The sequence below is a fragment of the Ralstonia sp. ASV6 genome, from assembly GCF_016429285.1.
Lineage (GTDB): Bacteria > Pseudomonadota > Gammaproteobacteria > Burkholderiales > Burkholderiaceae > Ralstonia > Ralstonia flaminis.
Map to the genome: position 1 here is coordinate 1 of NZ_JAELUI010000062.1, position 20,901 is coordinate 20,901.

The 20,901-nt window shown below is 66.2% G+C and carries 16 protein-coding genes; 6 read left to right on the plus strand and 10 right to left on the minus strand.

From position 1 onward, the window contains the following. The 5 genes from JHD73_RS14060 to JHD73_RS14080 form a co-directional block, all read right to left on the minus strand. A partial coding sequence (locus tag JHD73_RS14060) for an alpha/beta fold hydrolase (protein ID WP_199030916.1) occupies nt 1-923 on the minus strand: 923 nt, incomplete at its 3' end. A 43-nt stretch (nt 924-966) separates the two neighbouring features. Further along, nucleotides 967-1,857 (minus strand): SDR family oxidoreductase, encoded by an 891-nt coding sequence (locus JHD73_RS14065; RefSeq protein ID WP_199030895.1) that lies wholly within the window; start codon nt 1,855-1,857, stop codon nt 967-969. Nucleotides 1,858-1,887: 30 nt separating this feature from the next. Continuing rightward, a complete protein-coding gene (locus tag JHD73_RS14070; RefSeq protein ID WP_199030896.1) occupies nt 1,888-3,510 on the minus strand; it encodes an NAD(P)/FAD-dependent oxidoreductase in 1,623 nt (540 codons plus the stop codon). A 153-nt stretch (nt 3,511-3,663) separates the two neighbouring features. After that, nucleotides 3,664-7,980: a transporter substrate-binding domain-containing protein gene (locus tag JHD73_RS14075; RefSeq protein WP_199030897.1), complete on the minus strand. Its 4,317-nt coding sequence runs from the start codon at nt 7,978-7,980 to the stop codon at nt 3,664-3,666. Nucleotides 7,981-8,034: 54 nt separating this feature from the next. Then, nucleotides 8,035-8,703, minus strand: a complete 669-nt coding sequence (locus JHD73_RS14080; protein ID WP_199030898.1) for a response regulator transcription factor — start codon at nt 8,701-8,703, stop codon at nt 8,035-8,037. A gap of 228 nt (nt 8,704-8,931) precedes the next feature. Here JHD73_RS14080 and JHD73_RS14085 point away from each other — a divergent pair, with 228 nt between their 5' ends. Then, on the plus strand, nt 8,932-10,077 hold the full coding sequence (locus tag JHD73_RS14085; RefSeq protein WP_199030899.1) for a cation diffusion facilitator family transporter: 1,146 nt from the start codon (nt 8,932-8,934) through the stop codon (nt 10,075-10,077). Here the strand turns inward: JHD73_RS14085 and JHD73_RS14090 are convergent. After that, nucleotides 10,074-11,291, minus strand: a complete 1,218-nt coding sequence (locus tag JHD73_RS14090; protein WP_199030900.1) for a hypothetical protein — start codon at nt 11,289-11,291, stop codon at nt 10,074-10,076. The two genes, JHD73_RS14085 and JHD73_RS14090, sit on opposite strands and share 4 nt — an antisense overlap. 281 nt (nt 11,292-11,572) lie before the next feature. Here JHD73_RS14090 and JHD73_RS14095 point away from each other — a divergent pair, with 281 nt between their 5' ends. Further along, complete coding sequence (locus tag JHD73_RS14095) at nt 11,573-11,794, plus strand: hypothetical protein (RefSeq protein ID WP_199030901.1); 222 nt, start codon at nt 11,573-11,575, stop codon at nt 11,792-11,794. 58 nt (nt 11,795-11,852) lie between these two features. Beyond that, nucleotides 11,853-12,080 (plus strand): hypothetical protein, encoded by a 228-nt coding sequence (locus JHD73_RS14100; protein ID WP_199030902.1) that lies wholly within the window; start codon nt 11,853-11,855, stop codon nt 12,078-12,080. A 65-nt stretch (nt 12,081-12,145) separates the two neighbouring features. On the opposite strand, the gene JHD73_RS14105 is transcribed toward JHD73_RS14100, so the two are convergent. Further along, nucleotides 12,146-12,862, minus strand: a complete 717-nt coding sequence (locus JHD73_RS14105; protein WP_199030903.1) for a glutathione S-transferase — start codon at nt 12,860-12,862, stop codon at nt 12,146-12,148. Nucleotides 12,863-12,973: 111 nt separating this feature from the next. Here JHD73_RS14105 and JHD73_RS14110 point away from each other — a divergent pair, with 111 nt between their 5' ends. Both JHD73_RS14110 and JHD73_RS14115 read left to right on the plus strand, forming a co-directional pair. Beyond that, nucleotides 12,974-14,251: an MFS transporter gene (locus JHD73_RS14110; RefSeq protein ID WP_199030904.1), complete on the plus strand. Its 1,278-nt coding sequence runs from the start codon at nt 12,974-12,976 to the stop codon at nt 14,249-14,251. An 87-nt stretch (nt 14,252-14,338) separates the two neighbouring features. Continuing rightward, nucleotides 14,339-16,597 (plus strand): mechanosensitive ion channel family protein, encoded by a 2,259-nt coding sequence (locus JHD73_RS14115; RefSeq protein ID WP_199030905.1) that lies wholly within the window; start codon nt 14,339-14,341, stop codon nt 16,595-16,597. Between the two features lie 280 nt (nt 16,598-16,877). Here the strand turns inward: JHD73_RS14115 and JHD73_RS14120 are convergent, their stop codons facing one another. Then, entirely contained in the window at nt 16,878-17,924 is a 1,047-nt protein-coding gene (locus tag JHD73_RS14120) for a porin (RefSeq protein ID WP_199030906.1), read from the minus strand. Between the two features lie 262 nt (nt 17,925-18,186). On the opposite strand from JHD73_RS14120, the gene JHD73_RS14125 reads away from it, so the two are divergent. Next, on the plus strand, nt 18,187-19,050 hold the full coding sequence (locus tag JHD73_RS14125) for a MurR/RpiR family transcriptional regulator (RefSeq protein WP_199030907.1): 864 nt from the start codon (nt 18,187-18,189) through the stop codon (nt 19,048-19,050). Between the two features lie 12 nt (nt 19,051-19,062). On the opposite strand, the gene JHD73_RS14130 is transcribed toward JHD73_RS14125, so the two are convergent. Both JHD73_RS14130 and JHD73_RS14135 read right to left on the minus strand, forming a co-directional pair. Then, nucleotides 19,063-19,875, minus strand: coding sequence for a PepSY-associated TM helix domain-containing protein (locus JHD73_RS14130; protein ID WP_199030917.1), 813 nt, complete (start codon nt 19,873-19,875; stop codon nt 19,063-19,065). 90 nt (nt 19,876-19,965) lie between these two features. Beyond that, nucleotides 19,966-20,892, minus strand: coding sequence for a helix-turn-helix domain-containing protein (locus JHD73_RS14135; RefSeq protein ID WP_199030908.1), 927 nt, complete (start codon nt 20,890-20,892; stop codon nt 19,966-19,968). Nucleotides 20,893-20,901: the final 9 nt, after the last annotated feature.

Consider the following 20,901-nt stretch of genomic DNA (forward strand, 5'->3'; position numbering starts at 1 on the left):
TCTTCCTCCATCGGGATATGGCCGAGCGCCGGATACATGCGCAGCGTGGCGCCTGGAATGCGGTGGGCAAATTCACCGGCATGCGCGGGCGGGATCCACCGGTCGCGCTGGCCCCACAGGATCAGCGTCGGCACACGGATAGCGGCCAGCCCGCTGGTATCGACATCGTCAAAGCGGAACTTCGGCACCATCTGGCCGATGGCCTGGCGGGCACCGTCGGCATAGAAGAAATCGGCGTAGCGGCGCAGCGTGGGTTCGGACACGCGCGACGGGTCGCCATACACATCGCGCGTGGCGGCGCGGATGATGCCTTCGGGCAGCATCCACGGCGACGTCAGCCGCACGCTCAGGTGGTTGAACAGGTCGATGTAGATCGGCAGCTTCATCGGGAAGCCGGCTGAGTCGATCAGCACGAGCTTCTCGACACGGCCCGGGTGCCGCACCGTAAAGTCCCACGACACCATGCCGCCGAGCGAGTTGCCGATCAGCGTGAGCTTGGACAGCCCGAGCGAATCGACAAACGCGTCGATGAAGTCGCGATACAGCGGCAACTCCATCGCGCGCGGGCGGCCTTGTGCGTCGCGCAACGGCCCGGTGATGCCGAACGGCGGCAGGTCCAGCCGGATCACGCGGTAGCGGCGCGTGAGCTGGGGCAGCACGCCATCCCACGTGTGCAGCGATGCGCCAAAGCCGTGGATTAGTAACAGCGTGCCCTCGGCGTTGGCGGCGCCTTCATCGGTGTAGTGCACGCGCGTGCCCATCAGCGGCAGGTAGCGCGACTGCGGCTTGGCGTAACGGGCGATCAACACGTCGCGCCCGATGCTGCGCAGGCCGATGCGGCCGGGGCGCAGCATCGCGCGGGCGACGTTGAGCAGCGTTGCGCGCGGGGGGCTGGCGAACAGTTCACCGGAAGCGGTGTTCAGCGGCGGCGTGGATGCGATGGTTTTCATCGGCCGGCTCCGGTCTTTACTTGGCGCGTGCGGTGGCCGGCGCTGCGTCGTCGCGCAGTGCCTTCTTGCGTGTGCGGCGGGCCTCGCGCACGACCAATGCCTGATAGGCGGCGGGCAGCAGGCGGGCCATCACATCGGCGGCGTGGGCATCCGGGCCGATCAGCACGCGGCGCTTGTTCTTGCGCACGCCATCGAGAATGACTTCGGCAGCCTTCTCGGCGGTGGTGATGAAGAACTTCTCGAACTCTTCCTTGCCCTGCTGCTCATCGCGCACCAGGAAGCCGTTCATGCTCGGCGATACGCGGCTCGACTTGGCGATGTTGGTCTTGATGCCGCCGGGGTGCACGCACGTGGCTGACACGCCGCAGTTCATCAGGTCCAGTTCCTGGCGCAGTGCCTCGGTATAGCCGCGCACGGCGTACTTGCTGGCGTTGTAGGCGCCCATGCCCGGCTGCGCGAAGATGCCGAAGATGCTCGACGTATTGATGATGTGCCCATCGCCACTCGCCTTGAGCAGCGGCAGGAAGGCCTTGGTGCCGTGCACGACGCCCCAGAAATTGATGTTCATGATCCAGGCCAGCTCGTCGTCGTCCATGCCTTCGATCGTGCTGGACAGGGCCACGCCCGCGTTGTTGAAGATCAGATTGACCTTGCCGTGCGCGGCGGCGGCTTCTTCGGCCCAGCGGTAGACGGCGGCACGGTCGGCCACGTCGACGGCGTGCGTGGTGACACGGATGCGGTCACCTTCATGCGCACGGACGAGCTGCAGCGTCTGCGCCAACGCAGCTTCATTGCGATCCGCCAGCGCGAGGTGGCAGCCCTCGCGCGCCAGTTGCAGCGCCAGCGTGCGGCCCATGCCGGACGCGGCGCCGGTGATGGCGGCAACCTTGTTGTTGAATGACTTCATGACGTGGTCTCCGGGAGGCTTGCGCGCAGGTCAGGCGCGGTCGAGCGCTTCTTCGTTGGGGGTGGTGTCGGTAGCAGCAGGCACGGTGCGGGCGGGCACGCGCAGCGGTACGCCCTTGGGCACGGCCATCGGGCGCGTGCGGTAGTCGGCCAGGCGGAAGCTTGCGGTGGCGCGGCGGAACTGCCACGTGAAGCCCGGCCACAGCGTGGTGTTCTTGCCGGTCTTTGGATCGAGGTACCAGCTCACACAACCACCGGCCGACCAGATGGCATTCGACAGCCGCTTCTGGATGCCGTCGTTGAAGCGACGTTGCACGTCCAGGCGTACGTCGATGGTCGCCACGTTATGCGCGCGCATCGACTTGAGCGCATCGACGATGTACGCCACCTGCGACTCGATCATGAACACCATCGACGAGTGGCCGAGCCCCGTGTTGGGGCCCACCACCATGAAGAAGTTCGGGAAGCCCGACACCGTGGTGCCCAGGAACGCTTCTGCCCCGTTGCGCCATGCATCGACGATGTCCATGCCCTGGCTGCCAAGCAGCACGCCGCGCGGGAACGGATCGGTGGCATGAAAGCCTGTGCCGAAGATCAGGCAATCGACCTCGCGCCGCTTGCCGTCGGTGGTGACGATGGCATTCGGCTCGACACGTGCGATGCCGGTGGTAATGACGTCGACGTTCTCCCGCGTGAGTGCCGGGTAGTAATCGTTCGAGATCAGAATGCGCTTGCAGCCGATGGTGTAGTCGGGCGTGACCTTCTCGCGCAGCACCGGGTCGGCAATGCGGCGCTTGATGTGGCTGCGCGCCATGCGCTCCACCGCCTTCATCAGTTTGGGGTGAATCACAAAGCCCAGCACACGCGATTCGAGCATCCAGTAAATGCTGGTGCGCATCAGCTTTTGCGTGAACGGCAGGTGGCGGAACAGCCAGTGCTCGGCACGCGAGACCTTGCGGTCCGGCTTGGGCAGGATCCACGGCGGGGTGCGCTGATATAGATCGACGCGGCCGGCCTTGGGTGCGATCTGCGGGACGAACTGGATGGCCGACGCGCCCGTGCCGATCACGGCGACACGTTTGCCGCGCAGGTCGTAGTCGTGTTCCCACAACTGCGAGTGGAACGCCTTGCCCTGGAAGGTTTCGATGCCGGGGATGTTCGGCCACGACGGGCGGCTCAGGCCGCCCATGCCGGAAATGAGCGTGCGTGCGCGGTAGCGTCGGCCGTCGGCCATCTCCAGGTTCCACACGCCGGCGGCATCGTCGAAGGCGGCGCGCGCCAACTCGTGATGGAAGCGCACGTGCGGGCGCACGCCGAATTCATCGGTGCAGCGCTCCAGGTACGCGCGGATTTCTGGCTGCGGTGAATACATGCGCGACCAATCTGGATTGGGCGCGAACGAAAACGAGTACAGGTGCGATTGCACGTCGCACGCGCAGCCCGGGTAGTGGTTGTCACGCCACGTGCCGCCCACCGACCCGGCCTTCTCGAAGACCAGGAAGTTGTCGATGCCGTGCTGCTTGAGCTGGATGGCCATACCCAGCCCGGCAAAGCCGGTGCCGATGATGGCAACGTCGACCAGCGCGGGGGCGTCGCCGCCGTGCGCGGCCGAGGCAGACGAGTCGGCGCGAGGAAAATCGGACCGTGCATTCACGTGGTGTCTCCGCGGGCACCACATGACATCATGGGCGCCTCTTAATGTGACATTGATCGATGTCATCGTAGGAGGCGCCCCCGGTCGAGTCAATCGACCGATTGGAAAAGAACATCTAAAAGCGGCGCATCAGGCGCTTGAAACGGATTTTCCTTATGAATCCGTCACTTGCGTGCGGTGCACAACGCCCTGGCTGGCGGTTTCGAGCGCTGTCATCAGCCGTTGAAGGTGCGCGAGCAACCGCATCACACGCTCGCCGGCCGTGTGCAAGTCGGCGTCGGCGGCGCTGTGGATGGCATGGCGGAAGGCCTGCATTTCGGCATCGACGGAGGGGCTGCGCAGCAAGGCCAGGGCGCCGCCCGTGCGGTGTGCCCATTGGCGCAGGGCGGTGCGGTTGGCGGTGTTCAACAGTGGGCGCAACTGCTGCGCATCGTCATCCAGTGACGACAGGAAGATCCCGACCAATCCGTCCGCAGCCGGCCCGGTGCCCAGCGTGCGCTGCAGATCGTCGAGCGACACGGCGATGGCGTCGTCGTCTGCCGCAGCGCCCGCGTCTGGCGCGTCCTCGGGGCCTGGCGTGGCCGGCCAGAGTGCCGACAGCGCTTCCTGCAAGGTGGCCAGTGTGGTCGGTTTGAGCAGGCTGCCATCCATGCCGACGGCGCGGCAGCGCGCGTGTTCTTCGGCCAACGTGGTGGCGGTGATGGCGATGATGGGCAGGCGCGCGGCATCCGCACGTTCCTGTTCCGTCTTGCGGATGTGCGCGGCCAGGTCGAATCCGTCCATGCGCGGCATGTGGCAGTCGGTCACGAGCGCGTCGAAATGGCCCTCGCGCAGGCGTTCGAGCGCGGCGATGCCGTCTTCAGCCAGCGTGACGCGGTATCCCAGCAACCGCAGTTGCTTGGCGATCAGCTCGCGGTTGATCGGGTGGTCTTCTGCCACCAGGATGTGTGCGCCCAGCGCTTGGTTGGGCATTGCAAGCGGTGCGACGGGCGCTGGCGTGCTGGCCGGCTTCATCACCACCGGTTGGGGCAGGGCACGCTCGCAGGCGTGCAGGAAGGCAAGCCAGCTCAACGGATTGACGCTGAGGACTGCGCCACGCTTGGCGTAGCGCACCTCACGCGTGATGCGGATGGCTCCTGGCTGCGCCTGCTGCGATGTGGTGAAGCGCATGTCTGCGCGGGCCCCCGACGTGACATGCAGTCCTGCTGCCTCGGCAAACTGCGTGAGGCAGCGGTGATCGATGGCCGAGTCCACGTCGATGGCAACGCTGCGGCCGGCCAACTGCGGCAGCGCATAGCGGGCCGCCACAACCGGCACCGGCAACCGTAGCGTGATGGTCGTGCCGCGCCCGGGGGCGCTGTCCATGTCGAGCGTGCCGCCCATCAGCCCGGCAAGCTGCCGCGAGATCGCCAGGCCCAGGCCGGTGCCGCCGTAGTTGCGCGTGGTCGAGCGCTCGGCCTGTACAAACGGCGCGAACAACGTGGCCTGCACCTCGGGGGTGATGCCGATGCCCGTGTCGGTGACATGGATGGCGATCTGCGCGGCGCCGTCGTCAACGCGGGCGCATTCGGCCTTGAGACTGATGCTGCCGCGATCCGTGAACTTGATGGCGTTGGAGAGCAGGTTGAACAGCACCTGCCGCACGCGCACGCTGTCGACCGACACCGTGGCCGGCACGTTGGCTGCCACGTCCACGTGTACCGCCAGCGATTTTTCATGCGCGCGGCTGGCCAGCAGGCCGACCGTGCCGTCAAACAGCTCGCGCAGATCGGTGTCCACCGGCAGGATGTCCAGGCGACCCGCTTCGATCTTGGCGTAGTCGAGGATGTCGTCGAGGATGTGCAGCAGCGCGCGGCCCGAATCCTGTACCAGCGACACCATCTGCTTCTGCTCGCCCTCCAGCTTGGTTTGCTGCAATAGCTCGACCAGCCCCAGCACGCCGTTCATGGGCGTGCGGATCTCATGACTCATCATGGCCAGGAAACGATCCTTGGCCAGCAACGCCGATTCGGCCGCATTCTTGGCGGCTTCCAGTGCGTCGGCCTGTTCCCGCTCTGCGGTGACGTCGCTCAGGTAGCCGTTCCAGACGATGCGGCCATTCGCTTCCCGGTGCGGGTTCGAGCGCGCATGCAGCCAGCGGATCGAGCCATCGTCGCAGACATGGCGAAACTGCAAGTCGAAGGGTGTCAGGTGCTGCGCGGAGGCGTGCTGCATCTCTTCCATGCGCTGGCGATCCTCTTCATGAATCAGCAGCGCAGGCGTGGACAGATACGTCAGCAGGTCGTCGGGATGGGCGCCCAGGGTCTCGTAAGCCTTGCCGGCTGCATAGGTCATCCGGCCCGGAGGTTGATCCGGCGCCATCTCGAACTGGTAGACCAGCGCCGGCAGCGATTCGGTCACCTCGCGCAGGCGCCGCTCCAGGCGCTCGGCGCGCGCCTGGGCTTCGCGGATCTCGCTGACGTCAACAACCGAGGTGATGATGCCGCCAGGCTGGCCGCCGGGCAGGTGGAACGGCTCGACCCAATACAGCACGTTGCGCGATTGCCCGTCGGGCGTGGTGATGGCGATTTCCTCGCGCGTGCTTTCGTCGGTTTCCAGGGCGCGCCGGTTGATGTCGGACAGGTAGGCGATATTGCTCGCGGAATACAGGCCGAGTTCGCCCGGCGAGCGGCCCAGCAGCGCCTCGCGCGGGCGGTCGAACATGTTGCAGAAGGCGGCGTTCACGGCAACGTAGCGGTGCTGCGCATCCTTGGCCGCCAGCGGGAAGGGTACCGACTCCATCAGCGCACGCTGGAAGTTCAGCTGGCGCGCGAGCGTTTCTTCGGCCAATCGACGTTGCCGGTTTTCGCGACGCAGTTGCAGGTGCTTGATGAACAAGGCCACCAGTGCGGCCAGCACGATTGCCACCACCGGCCCGAACCTGGCAAGCAGTGCAGAGGCGGACGGGCCCAACTGATAGCTCACCGACAGCCACTTGTTGCGGATGCTGATCTGCTCACCCTCCGGCATGGCGAACAGTGCACGGTTGATGAGCGGCTGCAGCGCCGCATAGTGCGCCGATACCCCAACGCCGATGCTCTCCGTCAGGTTGGCCGAACCCGTTACCTTCAGTTCGCCAGGGAAGTGATGGCGGATCAGTGCGTCCGCCACCGGCAGGTTGACAATGGTGAAGTCGGCCTGCCCCGCGGCCACCTGAGCCAGTGCGTCATTGGGCGAGGCGGCCGGTACGATGCGGATTCTCGGCACGTTCCTGCGCAGCACGTCGGCCAGCGTATCGCTGCGTGGCAGGGCGACTACCTTGCCTGCAAGCTCGGACAGTGCGGCCACCGCCAGCGCATCGTTGCGCCCGACGATGACCATCGGGGTGGTGTCGACCGGGTGGCTGAACGTGAACCCGGGCGGGTGGTAATCCTGATCGGACAGGCCCAGCAGGATGTCGATCTCGCCCGCGCTTGCCTTGGCCAGCGCATCAGCCCAGTCACGTACCTGCACGCGCTCGAAGCGCAAGCCGAGCGTGCGCGATAGAAAGTTCAGGTATTCGGGCAGGATGCCCAGCAACTCGCCGCGTTGCTCGTTGAAGCTGTAGGGCATGTAGTCGGCATCGGCTGCGTAGCGCAGGGGCGGCAGCGCGGCCAGCATGGAGCGTTCTTTGGCGGATAGCCGCAAGGCCACGGTGCTGGCGCCGCCCTGCGTGATCCAGCGCGTGCGCAGGTCGCTTATGGCGGCATCTGGCAACTGTGCGAGATGGCGGTCAAGGTAGCGGATAAGTGCGACGCGGTTGCTTGGCGCCGCAAAGTGCATTGCATCGACTTGCTGGTTGACCAGTTGTACAACCGACAGGGGCCGGTAGCGTGGCTGCGACATCAGCTCACGCGTCGGGTAGGTGACGCCCACATAGGCATCTGCTTCACCCTGCAGCACGGCGTCGAGCGCTTCGGTGGGCGTTGGTGTGCTCACCATGCGGACGCTGGGGTACTGGCGCGGCAGCTCTTCCACAAGCGGCGAGCCCTGTTCCACCGTGATCCGCGCGCCGGAGAAGAACGGATTCTGTGCCACGCGCGTGTTGTCGCTGCGTGCGACCACGGCAGTCGGGCGCTCCAGATAGGGGGCGGAGTATTCCAGGCAGCGGTCGTACTGAGAGCGCGGCACTACGCTCATGATGATGTCGACCTCGCCTCGGCATGCCGCGTTGAGCAGCTCGTCGCGGCGGCTGAACACGCGAGGCGTGATCCGCACGTGGTCGTGCGGCAGTAGTTGTATCAGCAGGTCGCCCGAGAAGCCGGTGAGCTTGTCGCCCGCCACGCCTTCGAGCGGCATCATCGATTCCCCGACGACACCCACGGTGAGCTTGGGCGGGATCTGGTGAAAGAGCTGGACGGCGTGAGCGGCGTCCTCCGCATGGGCTTTACCCGCGCCGCTCAGCCAGGCCAGCGCAACTGCGCAGGCCAGCAGGCCTGCACCGATGCCCATACGCAACCGCCCCCGGGGCGACAAGGGGGAGAACCTCACGCGCCAGCTCATGGCTCAGCCCTCGGAGGTGCCAAGCAGGCCGTGTCGCACGGCAAAGTCGAACAGAGCGGCCTCGGTGGTCAGCGCGAGCTTGCGCATGCCCGTCTGCTTCTGCGCGCTGATGGTCTTGACGCTGCGGTTCAGTCGCACGGCAATCTCGCTGACCGTCATGCCGGTCACGTACATGCGCAGCACTTCCAGCTCACGCTTGCCGAGCAGGTTGATCGGGTCGTTCTCGGCCGGTTCCGGTGCGACGGTGCGGCGGATGAGCTGGGCGTCGAGCTGCGGCGAGAGATAGATGCGATCGCTCAGCGCGGCGCGCACGCCTTCGAGAATGTGGCGCGGCTCGTCAGCCTTGCTGACGATGACCTTGATGCCGGCACGCAGGATGTTGCTCATCAGCGCGCGCGTCTCCAGCATGGTCAGCACCATGATGCGCAGGTCCGGGTGGCGGCGTGCGAGGAATTCGAGCAGGACGATGCCATCGCCGTAGCGGCTGCCTGGCATGGCGTAATCGGTGATGGCGATGTCGCAGCGCACGCGGCCGAGCACTGCGAGCAGTTCGTCGGCGCTGCTCGCTTCTCCCACCACCTCGAAGCCGTCGACCCGCGAAACGAGGTGCCGCACCGCGGCCACTACGCCAGGATGGTCATCTGCAATCACGAGTTGGATGGGGGGCTGCATGTCAACAAGTCTCCAGAGCGTGTAACGTGCGGCAACCTGTTTGCCGCATTGCCGAGAATCGCTGAAGCAGCAACGAGGGAAAATCGGAAAAGTCTTATTAATGCCCCTCGATCTGCGCGCTTCTGGTGCAAATTCGTTAAGACATGTCACAAGTGACGTGGCGCGTCCTATGTGAGGGCACGCCTTCGTGCGTGGCACAATGCACGCGCTCCAAATCTGTCGATCGCCATGACGCCCAACCTGCCCACCACTCCATCGGCTGCCACGCGCCAGCAGAGCGCCGAACGTTCCACGCTCGTAAGCGCCGGGGTCAATTGCCTGCTCTCCGCGGGGCAGATTGCGGCGGGGCTGTGGTCGCACTCGCAGGGGCTGGTGGCGGACGGTCTGCACACGCTGTCGGACCTGATTGCCGATGGCATCGTCTTCATCGCCAACCGCAACAGCCACAAGGGGCCGGACGAAGATCACCAGTACGGTCACGCGCGCTACGAAAACGCGGCGTCGCTCGGGTTGGGCCTGCTATTGGTGACCGCCGGTGCCGGCATGATCTGGGCGGCTGTGGAAAGCCTGCGCTCGCCGCAGGGGCCGGCGCCGGTGCACGGCTTGGCCCTGGTGGTGGCGCTGATTGCGCTGGCCGCCAAGGAGGGGCTGTTCCGCTACATGCTGGCGGTGGCCAAGCGCATTGGCTCGCGCATGCTGATTGCCAATGCGTGGCATGCGCGCTCCGATGCGGTGTCGTCGCTGGTGGCGGCGGTGGGCGTGGCGGGCAACCTGATGGGCTACCACTGGCTGGACCCGTTGGCTGCCTGCGTGGTGGGGCTGATGATCGGTCGCGTGGGCCTGCGCTTCGCGTGGGAAGCGCTCAACGATCTGATGGACCGCGCACTGCCGCCCTCAGAGGTGCAGGACATCCGCGCCAGCCTGGCTGCCACGCCAGGGGTCATCAACGTGCATGACCTGCGCACGCGCGTGACGGGCGATCAGGCACTGGTGGATGCCCACATTGAAGTCGACCCGCGCGTGTCGGTGAGCGAAGGTCACGCTATTGCCGTGCGCGCCCGCGCCAGTGTGCTGGCCGCGCACACCGCCATGGCCGTGCTCGATGTGCAGATCCACGTCGACCCGCGCGAGCGCATTGCGACCGATCCGCTGCCGCTACCCGATCGTGATGCGTTGCACGCCGCGCTGGCGCAACTGCTGCCTGCCGGCACGCCGCTCGATGCCCGGCACTGTGTACTGCACTATGTGGATGGCGCGGTCGAGATGGACCTGATCTTGCCGGCTGCGCTGGCGGCCGAGCCCGCCCGTATTGCCGCTGCGCTGCAAACGCGCTGGGACGGTCTCGTCCGCCTGCGCGTGCTGAGCACTGACTAACGGCACTGCTCGACCGCGCTGGGTGGTTGCGCCTTGGCTGGGTCAAAGCGCAACAGCTCCAACCCTTTTTCTGTGAGCGACAGCCAATCGAGCGAACCCGAGGTGCGCAGCAGCCCGATGCTGCCTACCGGGCGCCATTGAGCCGGTTTCCCACCCGTTTCCATTAGCGTGCCGGATAGCGTGAGCGAATCCGGCCCCACCGCGAACTGCAGCAGGCGGCCATCGGCAGCCGGCGTGTAGGCGGTGCGATCCGAGATGGTGATGCCCGCTTCGCGCACCGTTGCCGGCATGCAGGAGATGGACGCGCGTACCTTGCCCTCGCTGTCGATCAAGTCGGCAAAGCCATTGCCCTTGGCAACACCAACCAGCAGGAAGCGCTCAACCGCTGGCAACCACGCAACGCTGTAGGTGTAGTACTGCAGATGTTTGTGCAGGAGCTGTTCGCCGGTCACGCGTCCGCTGACGGGGTCCAACACCGCGATCTTCAGATTGGCTTCGGACTGCCCAGGCACGAACTGCTGCCAGGCGAGCAGTGCCCGCGTATTGCCGCCCGCGATCATGGGCCACCATTCGCGGCGTTCGTCGGCGATGTTGATGTCGTGCAGGCGCCGGCCACGTCCGTCGTACACCTTCACATAGACACCGTTGCCGCTGCCGAGGTTGTCGACGCCGCCGCCGTTGATCCAGCCATCGGAATAGAACACCACGAAACTATCGCCCACGGCCGTGATGTGGCCTGAGTGCCCGCCCGATTCCACCTGCTGCGGGTACGGCTTGATCGGGCGCAGCGCGGTGTTGTAGATGCCATAGCGCTGTGTGACGTTTCCCGGTGCGTTCCAGCCGTCTTCAAACGACACCATCACCTGTCCGGTGCGGTTGCGCGCCACCGTGACCGGCTCCTGCGCCTCTGGTTTCTGGATGAAGATGCGCGGCGCGTCCAGCACGCCTGTATCGGCATGCCACTGGGCCACGTACACGTCGTGCGGCCAACTGCCGTTGCGATCGGCACCGCGTGGCGGCAGGCCCGAGGCGCTGAAGAACACGTTGAACGTGTTGGCGGCCGTGGCCGGCACGGCGCCAATGCCGTGCATGTACTGGCGCGGGTCGGGTGCACTGGCCTGGGCAAGGGTGGGGGCGGCCAGTGTGCAGGTCAGGCAGGCCAGGCCTAGCAGCGCGTGCCGCAGGCGGAACGGGAGGGACGTCGGTCGGGGCATGCAGTGCTCCATAGGCGGCGCTCCATCGGGAGCAGGGTGCAAAGGCGTAGCAAACGCGGAACCCATTGGGCCGTGCCCGCATGGTGAAGTTGCTGCGCGAACGGGGGAGCCCATTCGGACGAGGGTGGGCCCTAACTCCTCGCCATGGCAATCAAGTTTCGGCCCTGCCTGCCGTTCTCATGGGCAAGAGCGGAACCGATTCCGCCGATCCCTTCCCCAGCACGGTCAGAGTGGGCTCAAGCCTGCCGCCCTCCGCGCTAAAACCGACCAACGAGAACAACATGACGCAGCGAGTTGCAAGTGAGTCAACGCGCCGATGGCGCAGTGAAGTGGCGGAGGCACGCTCTACCGTGCGGCAGGAGTTTGGCGTGTCGCCCGAGAGTTTGCCGCGCGAGGCACTCATCGCCGCTCTGACGGATGCCATCTGGGCGCAGCGTGCTGCCTATGCACGCATGCGCGAGACGCTGGTCGTGCAAACCGAGTTGGCCGACGAATCGATGTGACCTGTGCGCGCCGGCTTGTCGTGCCGGCCTGCACAGGCGTTTTCTAGTAGGTGATGTGATGCGGTACTGCGGTTCGCTGGATCTGGAACATCTGCTGCGCCAGCCGTTTGCCCAACTGGGGCGGCTGGTGCGGGACACCGACACCGGGCAGCCCCTGCCCCCGGTCGAGGTGGCTGCACGCGCCGTGCTGCTGCGCGCCGCAGGCTACGAAGTCATGCCGATGTGCGCGCATCACGACCACCGCGGCTTCTGCCTGGGCCACGCAGACGAGCCCATTGGGGTGTAAGCGTCCAGCGTGTGCGTAGATGTGCACAGAATGTCGGATGAAACCCGGCCCTTGCGCCGGGTTTTTCATTTCAGCGCGTCCAGCTCCGGGTAGTGGCGGAAGATACCCATCGTGTTGAAGGGAAGACGCCGTGGCGATTGCAGATACGCCGCAATGTTTGGCTGCGCGGCCACGCGATCACGCAGCGCGACCAGGTGCGGCAGCCTGCGTTCATAGCGCTGCATGTGACGCGGGAACGCGTAGCGCAACCCCGCCACGATTTGGAACAGCGACAAGTCCACATAGGTGAGCGCGCCTCGCACCGCCCAGGTCGGGCCGACGGGATTGCGATCGAGCACGCGCTCGAAGTAGTGCAGGAACTTGGGGGCGCGGTTGGTCAGGAAATCCTGTGCGCGGCGCAGCGCTTCGGTCTGCTGGTCTTCGTAGTACTCGCACGAGGCGATCGGGTGGTGCGTGTCGTGAATTTCCACCACGAAGTCGGCAATCGTCAGTTGCAGGCCGTGCGTCCACAGCCCGCCGGCCTCGTCCTGCGGCGCCAGGCCGTAGTGCTGGCCAAGGTACAGCAAGATGTTGGCCGTCTGCGCGATCACCAGTTCGCCGGCCACCAGAAAGGGCGGCGCGAACGGCGGTGTGGTGATGCCGGCATCGTCGAGAAAGGTTTCGATGGCGGCCTCGTCTTCACGGCCGATGTCGGTGTACGGCACCGCCGCCTGCTCTAGCGCGAGGCGCACGAATTCACCGCGGCCCTGGATCTCGGGCCAGTAATAGAGCGTGGTTTCCATGGTCGGGCCGGGTCAGGGAGGGCCAGCGCTGCGTGCCGCATCGCAGCAGAAAAGGTGACTGCAAACGATAATAGGCGGTCGACTTTGCGCTTGTTGCCCCATTCTTCCGCTGTGAACGCTCCATCCTCCGGCGCGCCTGCCGCCGCGCCAACATCTGCGCCCGCCATTGAACCCGCCGACCCTGCCCGCTGGCTGGTCCGAGGGCACCCCGGCTATCTGCGCGCCAATCTCGCGCTGTTTGCCGCGGGCTTCTCCACCTTCTCGCTGCTGTATTGCGTGCAACCGCTGATGCCGTTGCTGGCACATGATTTTGGCCTCACGCCCGCGCAGACGAGTCTCGTGCTGTCGGTGTCGACGCTGCTGCTAGCGTTTGCGATCCTGTTTGCGGGGCTGCTGTCGGAGTCGATCCACCGCAAGACATTGATGGGCGGGTCTCTAGTGCTGTCGTCCGGGCTCACCTTGCTGGCGGCGGTGCTGCCAGGGTGGCATGACCTGCTGGTCACGCGTGCGTTGCTGGGCATCGTGCTGGGCGGCGTGCCGGCAGTGGCGATGGCGTACCTGGCCGAAGAGGTGCACCCGCAGGGCCTGGGCATGGCGATGGGCCTGTACGTGGGCGGCACGGCCTTTGGCGGCATGGCCGGGCGCGTATTGACCGGCGTGGTGGCCGACCATACGGGCTGGCGCATCGCCATGGGCGTGACCGGCGGGCTGTGCCTGGTGGCTGCGCTGGTCTTCATCTGGTTGCTGCCGCCGTCGCGCCGCTTTGTGCCGCGCAAGGGTCTGGTGCTTGGTGATTTGCTCGACACGCTTGCCGCGCATCTGCGCGAGCCCGGCCTGCGTGCGCTGTTTGCCATGGGCTTTCTGCTGATGGGCGGCTTTGTCACGATCTACAACTACGCGAGCTTTCATCTGCTCGATGCGCCGTACTCCCTGAGTCAGACGGCGCTCGGGGGCATCTTCATGGTGTATCTGCTGGGCATCGTTGCGTCTGCATGGTTTGGGCGCATGGCCGATCGGCATGGCCGCGGCCGTATGCTGCTGACGGGCACGGTGTTGATGTCGGCCGGTGTGCTGCTGACGCTGGCGGCGCCGCTGGTGCTGGTGATTGGCGGCATTGCGCTGCTGACCTTCGGCTTCTTTGGCGCGCATGCAGTGGCCAGCGGCTGGGTTGGGCGCCGCGCGCAGCGGGCCAAGGGGCAGGCTGCAGCGCTCTATTTGCTGGCGTATTACCTGGGGTCCAGTCTGATCGGCACGGCGGGCGGCAAGCTGTATGCGCCGTGGGGCTGGCCCGGTGTGGTGGCGCTGGTGTCGGCACTGATGCTCTGCGCGCTGGGCACAGCCGCCTGGCTGTGGCGGCGTGCCCCTCTGCCGCTGGGCGCCAAGCGTTGAGGCCTCGGGCGCCGCGCCAACGGGCAGGGCGCGAGGGAATTCGGGTATGGTGCAGTGTTCTGTGTCTGCACGATCGCTTTCCTCATCATGCGCCCCCACCTTCTGTTATTGACGCAGCGGCTGCCGCTGCTCGGGCTGTTTCTCCTGATGCTGGGGGCCGCGCATGCGGCGCCAGTGTCGTTCTCCAAGTTGGCGGGGCTGCCTTCCTCCAGTGGCAGCGCGTCTGCGCCAGCGGCCACACCCGCGCAGACACGCGAATCGCTCGATGCCGTCATCGCGCTGCTCGACAACGATCAGCAGCGCGCCGCGCTCGTGGGTGAACTCAAGCAGTTGCGCGATGGCGTGACTGCGCAGCAGAAGGTGCAGGCCGAGCAGGCGCCGGGGCTGCTCGGCGCTGTGGCCTCGCTGATCGAGAACGGCTCGGTGGAAGCCGACGTGGAAGCCGGCGCGCCGCGCTACTGGCAGCGCCGCCTCGAAGCCGCCAGCGGCAACGCCAGCCTGCTCGTCGCGCCCGAGAGGCGCATGCGCATCGTGACCGACTTTGTGGGGACCGTCGCCGTTTGGGCAGCCATTGCCGGCGGGCTGCTTGGCCTGGGCTGGTTGCTGCGTCGCATGTTCGGCATCCAGGCCGGGCTTGGCGCCCACCCGACCACGCGCGCCTTGTTTGTCGATGCACTGCGCAAGATCGGCCCGTGGGCGGTGTCGTTTGCCGTGTTGATGCGATGGGAGCACGAGGCCACGCCGGGCTTTGTGCTGGCGGTGGTGCTGGCGTATGCCATCGTATGGGGCGCGATCATCACGGCGGGCGTGGCGATGTTGTTCTCGCTGTTTGCCGGCAGTGCGCACCGGCGTGTGGCCGTGGAGTACCTGCTCAAGCACGGCATGTGGCCAATCTTCCTGACCGCCAGCCTTGGCGCCTGTGGCGACGCGCTGCTGGATCCGCGCGTGGCGCTGATGCTGGGCGGTGCGCTCAGCCTGCTGTTGTCGACCGTCTGCAATGCGGTGTCGTCGATCATGCTGGCAGTGGGCGCGCTTTGGGCACGGCGCCCGATCGGCCAGTTGATTACCAACCGGCCGTTGGAACTGCGTCAGGGCGAGCACGCCGGCAACGAGGTCCGCCGGTTGATTGCTGCGCTGTGGCCGGTGCCCGTGGTGGTGCTGGCGGGCGTGACGGTGGCGGCCACGCTCACCATGCCCGACAACGTGGATGCCATCTCGCGCCGCGCGGTGATGACCTCGCTGCTGCTGGTGGCGGCGTTCTTCCTGACCGCCGTGGTGCGCCCACGCGCGAGCTGGCGCTCGCACCTGCGGCTCACGCGCACGTCACCGTACGTGGAGCGGCTCAAGCATTTCTTTGCGGCGCTGGTGCAGCTCGGCATCTGGATCGTCTTTGTCGAGCTGGTGCTGCGCGTGTGGGGCCACACGCTGGTGGAGGTGATGCACAGTTCCGTAAACGGGCGGCGCATTGCCGATGCGTTGGCGGGGCTGATCAGCACCGTGTTTGCCACATGGCTCGCGTGGATCTTGCTCGATACGGCCATCCTGCGGGCGTTGTCACCGGCCACATCGCGCGCGCAGCCCAGCACACGTGCGCGCACGATCCTGCCGCTGCTGCGCAACGGCCTGAAAGTCACGCTGATCGTGACGGCCGCCATTGGCGTGCTGGCCAACCTGGGCGTGAACGTGACGCCGCTGGTGGCCGGCGCCGGGGTGATCGGCCTGGCGGTGGGCTTTGGTGCGCAGTCGCTGGCGCAGGACCTGATTACCGGCATCTTCATCCTGATGGAAGACACCATCAGCGTGGGTGACACGGTGGACGTGGGGGTGGCCACCGGCACCGTCATCAGCCTGACCATTCGCACGGTGCGATTGCGGGACGGCACGGGCGCGATCCACTCGATTCCGTTCAGCCAGATCAAGACCGTACGCAACCTCTCGCGCGATTACTCGTTTGCGGACTTTGAGGTGCGCGTTGCCATGGATGCCGATCCGCAGAAGGCGATCGACCTCGTACGCACGGCAGCCGACCAGATTGCCGGCGAGCCGCGCTTTGCCTACACGCTGCTGGGTGGTGCGGAAGTCTTTGGACTGGACCGCTTTGACAGCAGCAATGGCGGCGCCATGATCGTCAAGGGCCGCTTCAAGACCCGCCCGCAGAAGCAGGCCGAGGTGCTGCGTGCTTTCAATGTCGTGCTCAAGGATGCGTTTGATGAGGCGAAGATGCCGCTGGCGACGCCGGCTACGGTGTTGCGGACGTCGCCCGCGTTTGAGCAGTGGATGACGCAGGTGGGTGGGGAGAGGGTATCGCTGGGCTCGAATGAGCCGCCTGCGGGGGCGACTGCTTAAGGACGTTGTTGGTTTGCGCCCTTTTCGTCCCCTGCCGGGGGCGACTCACTTTCTTTGTCTTGCCAAAGAAAGTAAGCAAAGAAAGGCGCGCCCGAGATGGCGAAAGATTCCTTGAATTTCCGTAAGCGGGCGGAGACGGGGAAAACTCGCTTCGCTCAAACAGTTCCCCGTCTTTTTTCCGCCCGCCTACGAAAATTCAAGGCGCCATCTAGGGCAGGGTACGGCCACACCGTCTAGACGCTTGCGGTAGCGCCATGTCCGGGGAGGTCGGGCGTCGATCTTAGAACCCGTGGCGCATGCCCACCATTACGCCGGTCTGTGACGACTTGGGCAGCGCGGCGGCCAGCACGGTGCCGGCGTCCTTCTGGTGGGTGTAGTCCATGCCGACGTACAGCCAGGTTCGCTTGCTGACCACGTAGTTCATGATCGCGTAGGCGGTGTAGCGCAGGCCGTCGGGGTTGCGCTGGCGCGTGGCCATGCCGCCCACCACCAGGTTGTATTGCCCACTGAAGTCATATTTCACGCCGCCCAGGATCAGGTCGTTCTTGGTGGGCGTGCCGTCGCGGTAGTTGATGTAGCCGAGCATCAGCTTGGCGGGGCCGACCTGCACGCTGCCGCCCGTCGTCCACGTGCGGGTGGCGACCGACAGCAGGTCCTTCTGTTGCTCCCATGCGCCGCCAACGGCGAACGGGCCGCTGGCGTAGTTGAGCGATAGCGCGCTGTAGTTGCCCGCTGAAAACGCGCCCGCCTGTTCGCCCATGCCGACCATCACGCCCGGGCGCAGGCCGTTGAAATCGCCCACGTACTTGACCGAATTGTCGATGCGCACGCCGGTGGCGGTGACGTGCCACGCCGTTGCTCCCAGGTTGCCGATGGCGAGCGCGTCGTACTGGCCGGCCGTGTTGAAGACCAGGTTTTCCTGGCGCCCGAACGTGAGCGAGCCGAAGCCCCCCTCCAGGCCAACATAGGCTTGACGCCCGAACAGGCGCGACGTGGCTGGTGTGGTGGGCTTGTAGCCGCCCATGCCCATGTCGTTGGTCGAGCCGACACCCGTGTCCGATGCGAAACCGCTGACTAGGTGGAACACCGCCTTCAACCCGTTGCCCAGGTCTTCCGACCCGCGAATGCCGAAGCGGCTGCCGCTGTAGTAGCCGCCAACCTCTTCTGCCTTGCCGTGGCCGGCGGCATCGTTGTTGGTGCTGTAGCGCAGGCCGGTTTCCATCACGCCGTACAGCGTGACGCTGGATTGCGCGTGCGCGGCACCGCAAGCGAGCAGGGCCGCCAGTGTGGCGGCGGACAGTGGAATGGAACGGATCGAAGTGGTCATGTGGCTCCCTTGTCGTTGTATTGCCGGAGTGGGTTTCCGGATTGGCTCGGGGGCCGACTCTCAGGCAAGTCGTGTCTGTAAGGGTTGAAGTTACGCGCGCACCGGCAAAGCGCCGCGCACGCCTCGCCGGGTGGGGCGGCGCACGGTCTTTGTGCGGTGTGCGTAAACCGCGGACTTACAGATTCTTGGGGGTTTTCCCTCGGGCCGGCGGTGCGGCACGGGGCTGCCGCTACACTGGCGACGTTTTCGCTTGCTCGCCGACATGCCTTCGCTCTCCGTGCCCGTACTCAATGCATTGCGTGACCAGTTGCCCGCGCTTTCACCTGCGCAGCAGGGTGTGGCGCGGTTGATCCTGGAGGCGCCGGAGCTGTCGCTCGAACAATCGGTCGAGACGCTGGCCGTGCGCGCGGGTGTGTCGATGCCGACCATTGTGCGGATGTGCCAGGCGCTCGGCTTCGAGGGCCTGCGCGAGTTCAAGGCCACGCTGGCTGCCGAACTGGCGCACGCGCAGCCGACGCTGCCGGGCCACGTCGGCCGGGCTGACCCGCCCGCACTGGTGGCCAGCAAGGTCATCGACGGTGCCACGCGTGCGCTGGCAAGGCTGCGCGACACGCTTTCCGCCACCCACATCGACGCCGCCGCCGAGCGCATCGCCCGCGCACGCCGTGTCGATTGCTATGCGGCCGGTGCGGCCTCGTCGTTCATGGCGAACGACATGCAGGCGCGGCTGATGCGGCTGGGGCTGGCGTCCAACGCCTACTTTGATGCGCACCTGCAGTTGGTGTCGGCCGCCACGCTGGGTGCATCGGACGTGGTGGTGGCGTTTTCGCACGTGGGGCGCATGCCGTATCTGCTGGAGTCGATTGCCTACGCGGCGGAGCAGGGCGCCTGCGTGATCGCCATCACCCAGGCGGGCACACCGCTGGCCGAGCGCGCGCAGATCGCGCTGACGGTGGATGTGCCGGAAGATGCGGTGATGCGGGTCGGCACCGAGGCGTACCTGGTGCATCTGACAGTCATCGAGATCCTGATGACCTGTGTGGCGCAGCGCCGCGATGAGATGGTGCGCGCGCGCATGCGGGCGATCCAGCGGCTGCTCACAGAACGGAGCGTGGACCGCCCTTAATAAGGGCAAGCGTTACAGCCGGGCGATGATCAGCCCAAGCGTCAGCACGCTCCCCAGCCCGAAGATCGTCCAGCCGACAGTACGCCGCTTGGTGGTCAGTACCCACAGCCACAGGCCCGAGATCGACAGGAAGATCAGGCAGCCGGCCAGCGTATCGACCAGCAGAATCCACGGCACTGTCATGCCGACACCCTTGTGCAGATTGTTGAGCGTGGCGAGGAAGCCGTTGTCGGTTTGGCGAATCGATACCGAGCGGTTGCCGGCCCAGTACTCGGCCTGGATCTGCGTGGTGGCATTGCCGAAGCTGAAGGTCCACTGCTCGGGCTGCATCAGTGGCTTGGCGGTTTCACGCGGGGTGTCACCTTCGGTCTTGGCGGCGCTGTCCCCCGACCCTTCCTGACCTTCCTTGGCCTCCTTGTGACCTTCCCCCTTGGCCGGACGCTCGGCCCAGGCTACAGGCTTGGCCTTCTCCACGCGGATGCGGTTGGCGGGTTCCGAAATGCTTAGCGTTTGTTGCAGCCACGCTCCCATGGCCTCGGGCGTGGCGGGCATGGGATCGGGCAGGGCGATCTGCGTGTTCGTGCGCTGCTGCGCCACCGGCAGTTTCAGCACGGCGCGGTGGTTCAGCCAGATGCCGGAGACGCCGAAGATCAGCCCGATCACCGCCCCCCACAGCCCGAACCAGCCGTGTGTCTTGCGTAGCCAGCGCACCAGGGTGGCGCGGTGGTTGGCAGGGTGTTCGGCTTTGGCTTTGGCCGGGCGGGCGTTTGCCGCCGGCTTGACGCCGGGTTCGGCCGAAATGGGGGGATGCGACAGGTCGGTCATGAGGCACATGGCGACACTGCGGCCGCCGATGGGAGACAAATCGACCGGTCAATATAAATGAGAATGATTCTCGTTGCAATGCGTGTGCGCTTACAACGTAATCCGTTCCAGCGCCCGCCGCGATGCTTCATCCGCCGGATAGAAACACTCGATGCGCATTTCCTGCAGCCCCGCATCGCGCGGTGTACCGAGCGTGGTGAGCGTGGTGAACAGCGAGAGCGTCACACCGTCGCGCTGCACGGTCACGGGCAGGAAGGGCAGCGGATCGCCGGTGCCGGCTGCCGTGGGCGACGACGGCGCTTCCGCCGCATCGAACAGGGCGGGCTGCAGCGCGCGAATGTCGTGCAGCAGGCGCTGCGTGGCCGGGTCGATGGCGTGCAGGGCCAGTTCCTGCCGCACGCGCCGGGCGAGGTAGCGGCCGACTTCTTCGCGGTTCACAATCGCCGGCCACAGCCCGGTCGGGTCGAACACCAGCTTCATCATGTTGACGGCGCCGGGTGCACCCTCAGAGCGGTCGTCACCGATGGCCCAGCGCATTAGGCGCCGGTGCGCGGCGTTGGCGTCGAGCAGGTGCCAGAAGCGGTCGAGCACGATGGCCGGGTAGGGCGCCTGCTTATCGAGGATCAGCTTCACCGCGTGGCGCACCGCCTGCATCATCGGCGAGGTTTCGTCAGGTGGCGTGGCCAGGCCCTGCTCTGGGTACGCGGGCGCGAAGCCGGCGGCCAGCAGCATCTGGTTGCGATGGCGTAGCGGCACGTTCAGCTCTTCGGCCAGTTGCAGGATCATGTTGCGGCTGGGTGCGGCACGCGCCGATTCCAGAAAGCTCACGTGCCGCTGCGACACCCCGGCCGCCAGCGCCAGGGCCAGTTGGCTGTAGCCGCGCCGGGTGCGCCAGAAGCGCAGCAGTTGCGGGAAGCGGGTCAGCGCGGCTTCGGGCGGCTCGGCGCTGGCCTGGGCGACGTCGGCGTCATCCAGCACGGCGGTGCTGTCGGCGGAGGGAGGCTGGGCGGGTTTCATGGCACCTAT

Bases quoted from the DNA above. Each gene is read 5' to 3' on its own strand.
- JHD73_RS14065 (WP_199030895.1), bottom strand. From the start codon at position 1,857: ATGAAGTCATTCAACAACAAGGTTGCCGCCATCACCGGCGCCGCGTCC.
- JHD73_RS14075 (WP_199030897.1), bottom strand. From the start codon at position 7,980: ATGGGCATCGGTGCAGGCCTGCTGGCCTGCGCAGTTGCGCTGGCCTGG.
- JHD73_RS14080 (WP_199030898.1), bottom strand. From the start codon at position 8,703: ATGCAGCCCCCCATCCAACTCGTGATTGCAGATGACCATCCTGGCGTA.
- JHD73_RS14085 (WP_199030899.1), top strand. From the start codon at position 8,932: ATGACGCCCAACCTGCCCACCACTCCATCGGCTGCCACGCGCCAGCAG.
- JHD73_RS14090 (WP_199030900.1), bottom strand. From the start codon at position 11,291: ATGCCCCGACCGACGTCCCTCCCGTTCCGCCTGCGGCACGCGCTGCTA.
- JHD73_RS14095 (WP_199030901.1), top strand. From the start codon at position 11,573: ATGACGCAGCGAGTTGCAAGTGAGTCAACGCGCCGATGGCGCAGTGAA.
- JHD73_RS14100 (WP_199030902.1), top strand. From the start codon at position 11,853: ATGCGGTACTGCGGTTCGCTGGATCTGGAACATCTGCTGCGCCAGCCG.
- JHD73_RS14105 (WP_199030903.1), bottom strand. From the start codon at position 12,862: ATGGAAACCACGCTCTATTACTGGCCCGAGATCCAGGGCCGCGGTGAA.
- JHD73_RS14115 (WP_199030905.1), top strand. From the start codon at position 14,339: ATGCGCCCCCACCTTCTGTTATTGACGCAGCGGCTGCCGCTGCTCGGG.
- JHD73_RS14120 (WP_199030906.1), bottom strand. From the start codon at position 17,924: ATGACCACTTCGATCCGTTCCATTCCACTGTCCGCCGCCACACTGGCG.
- JHD73_RS14125 (WP_199030907.1), top strand. From the start codon at position 18,187: ATGCCTTCGCTCTCCGTGCCCGTACTCAATGCATTGCGTGACCAGTTG.
- JHD73_RS14130 (WP_199030917.1), bottom strand. From the start codon at position 19,875: ATGACCGACCTGTCGCATCCCCCCATTTCGGCCGAACCCGGCGTCAAG.
- JHD73_RS14135 (WP_199030908.1), bottom strand. From the start codon at position 20,892: ATGAAACCCGCCCAGCCTCCCTCCGCCGACAGCACCGCCGTGCTGGAT.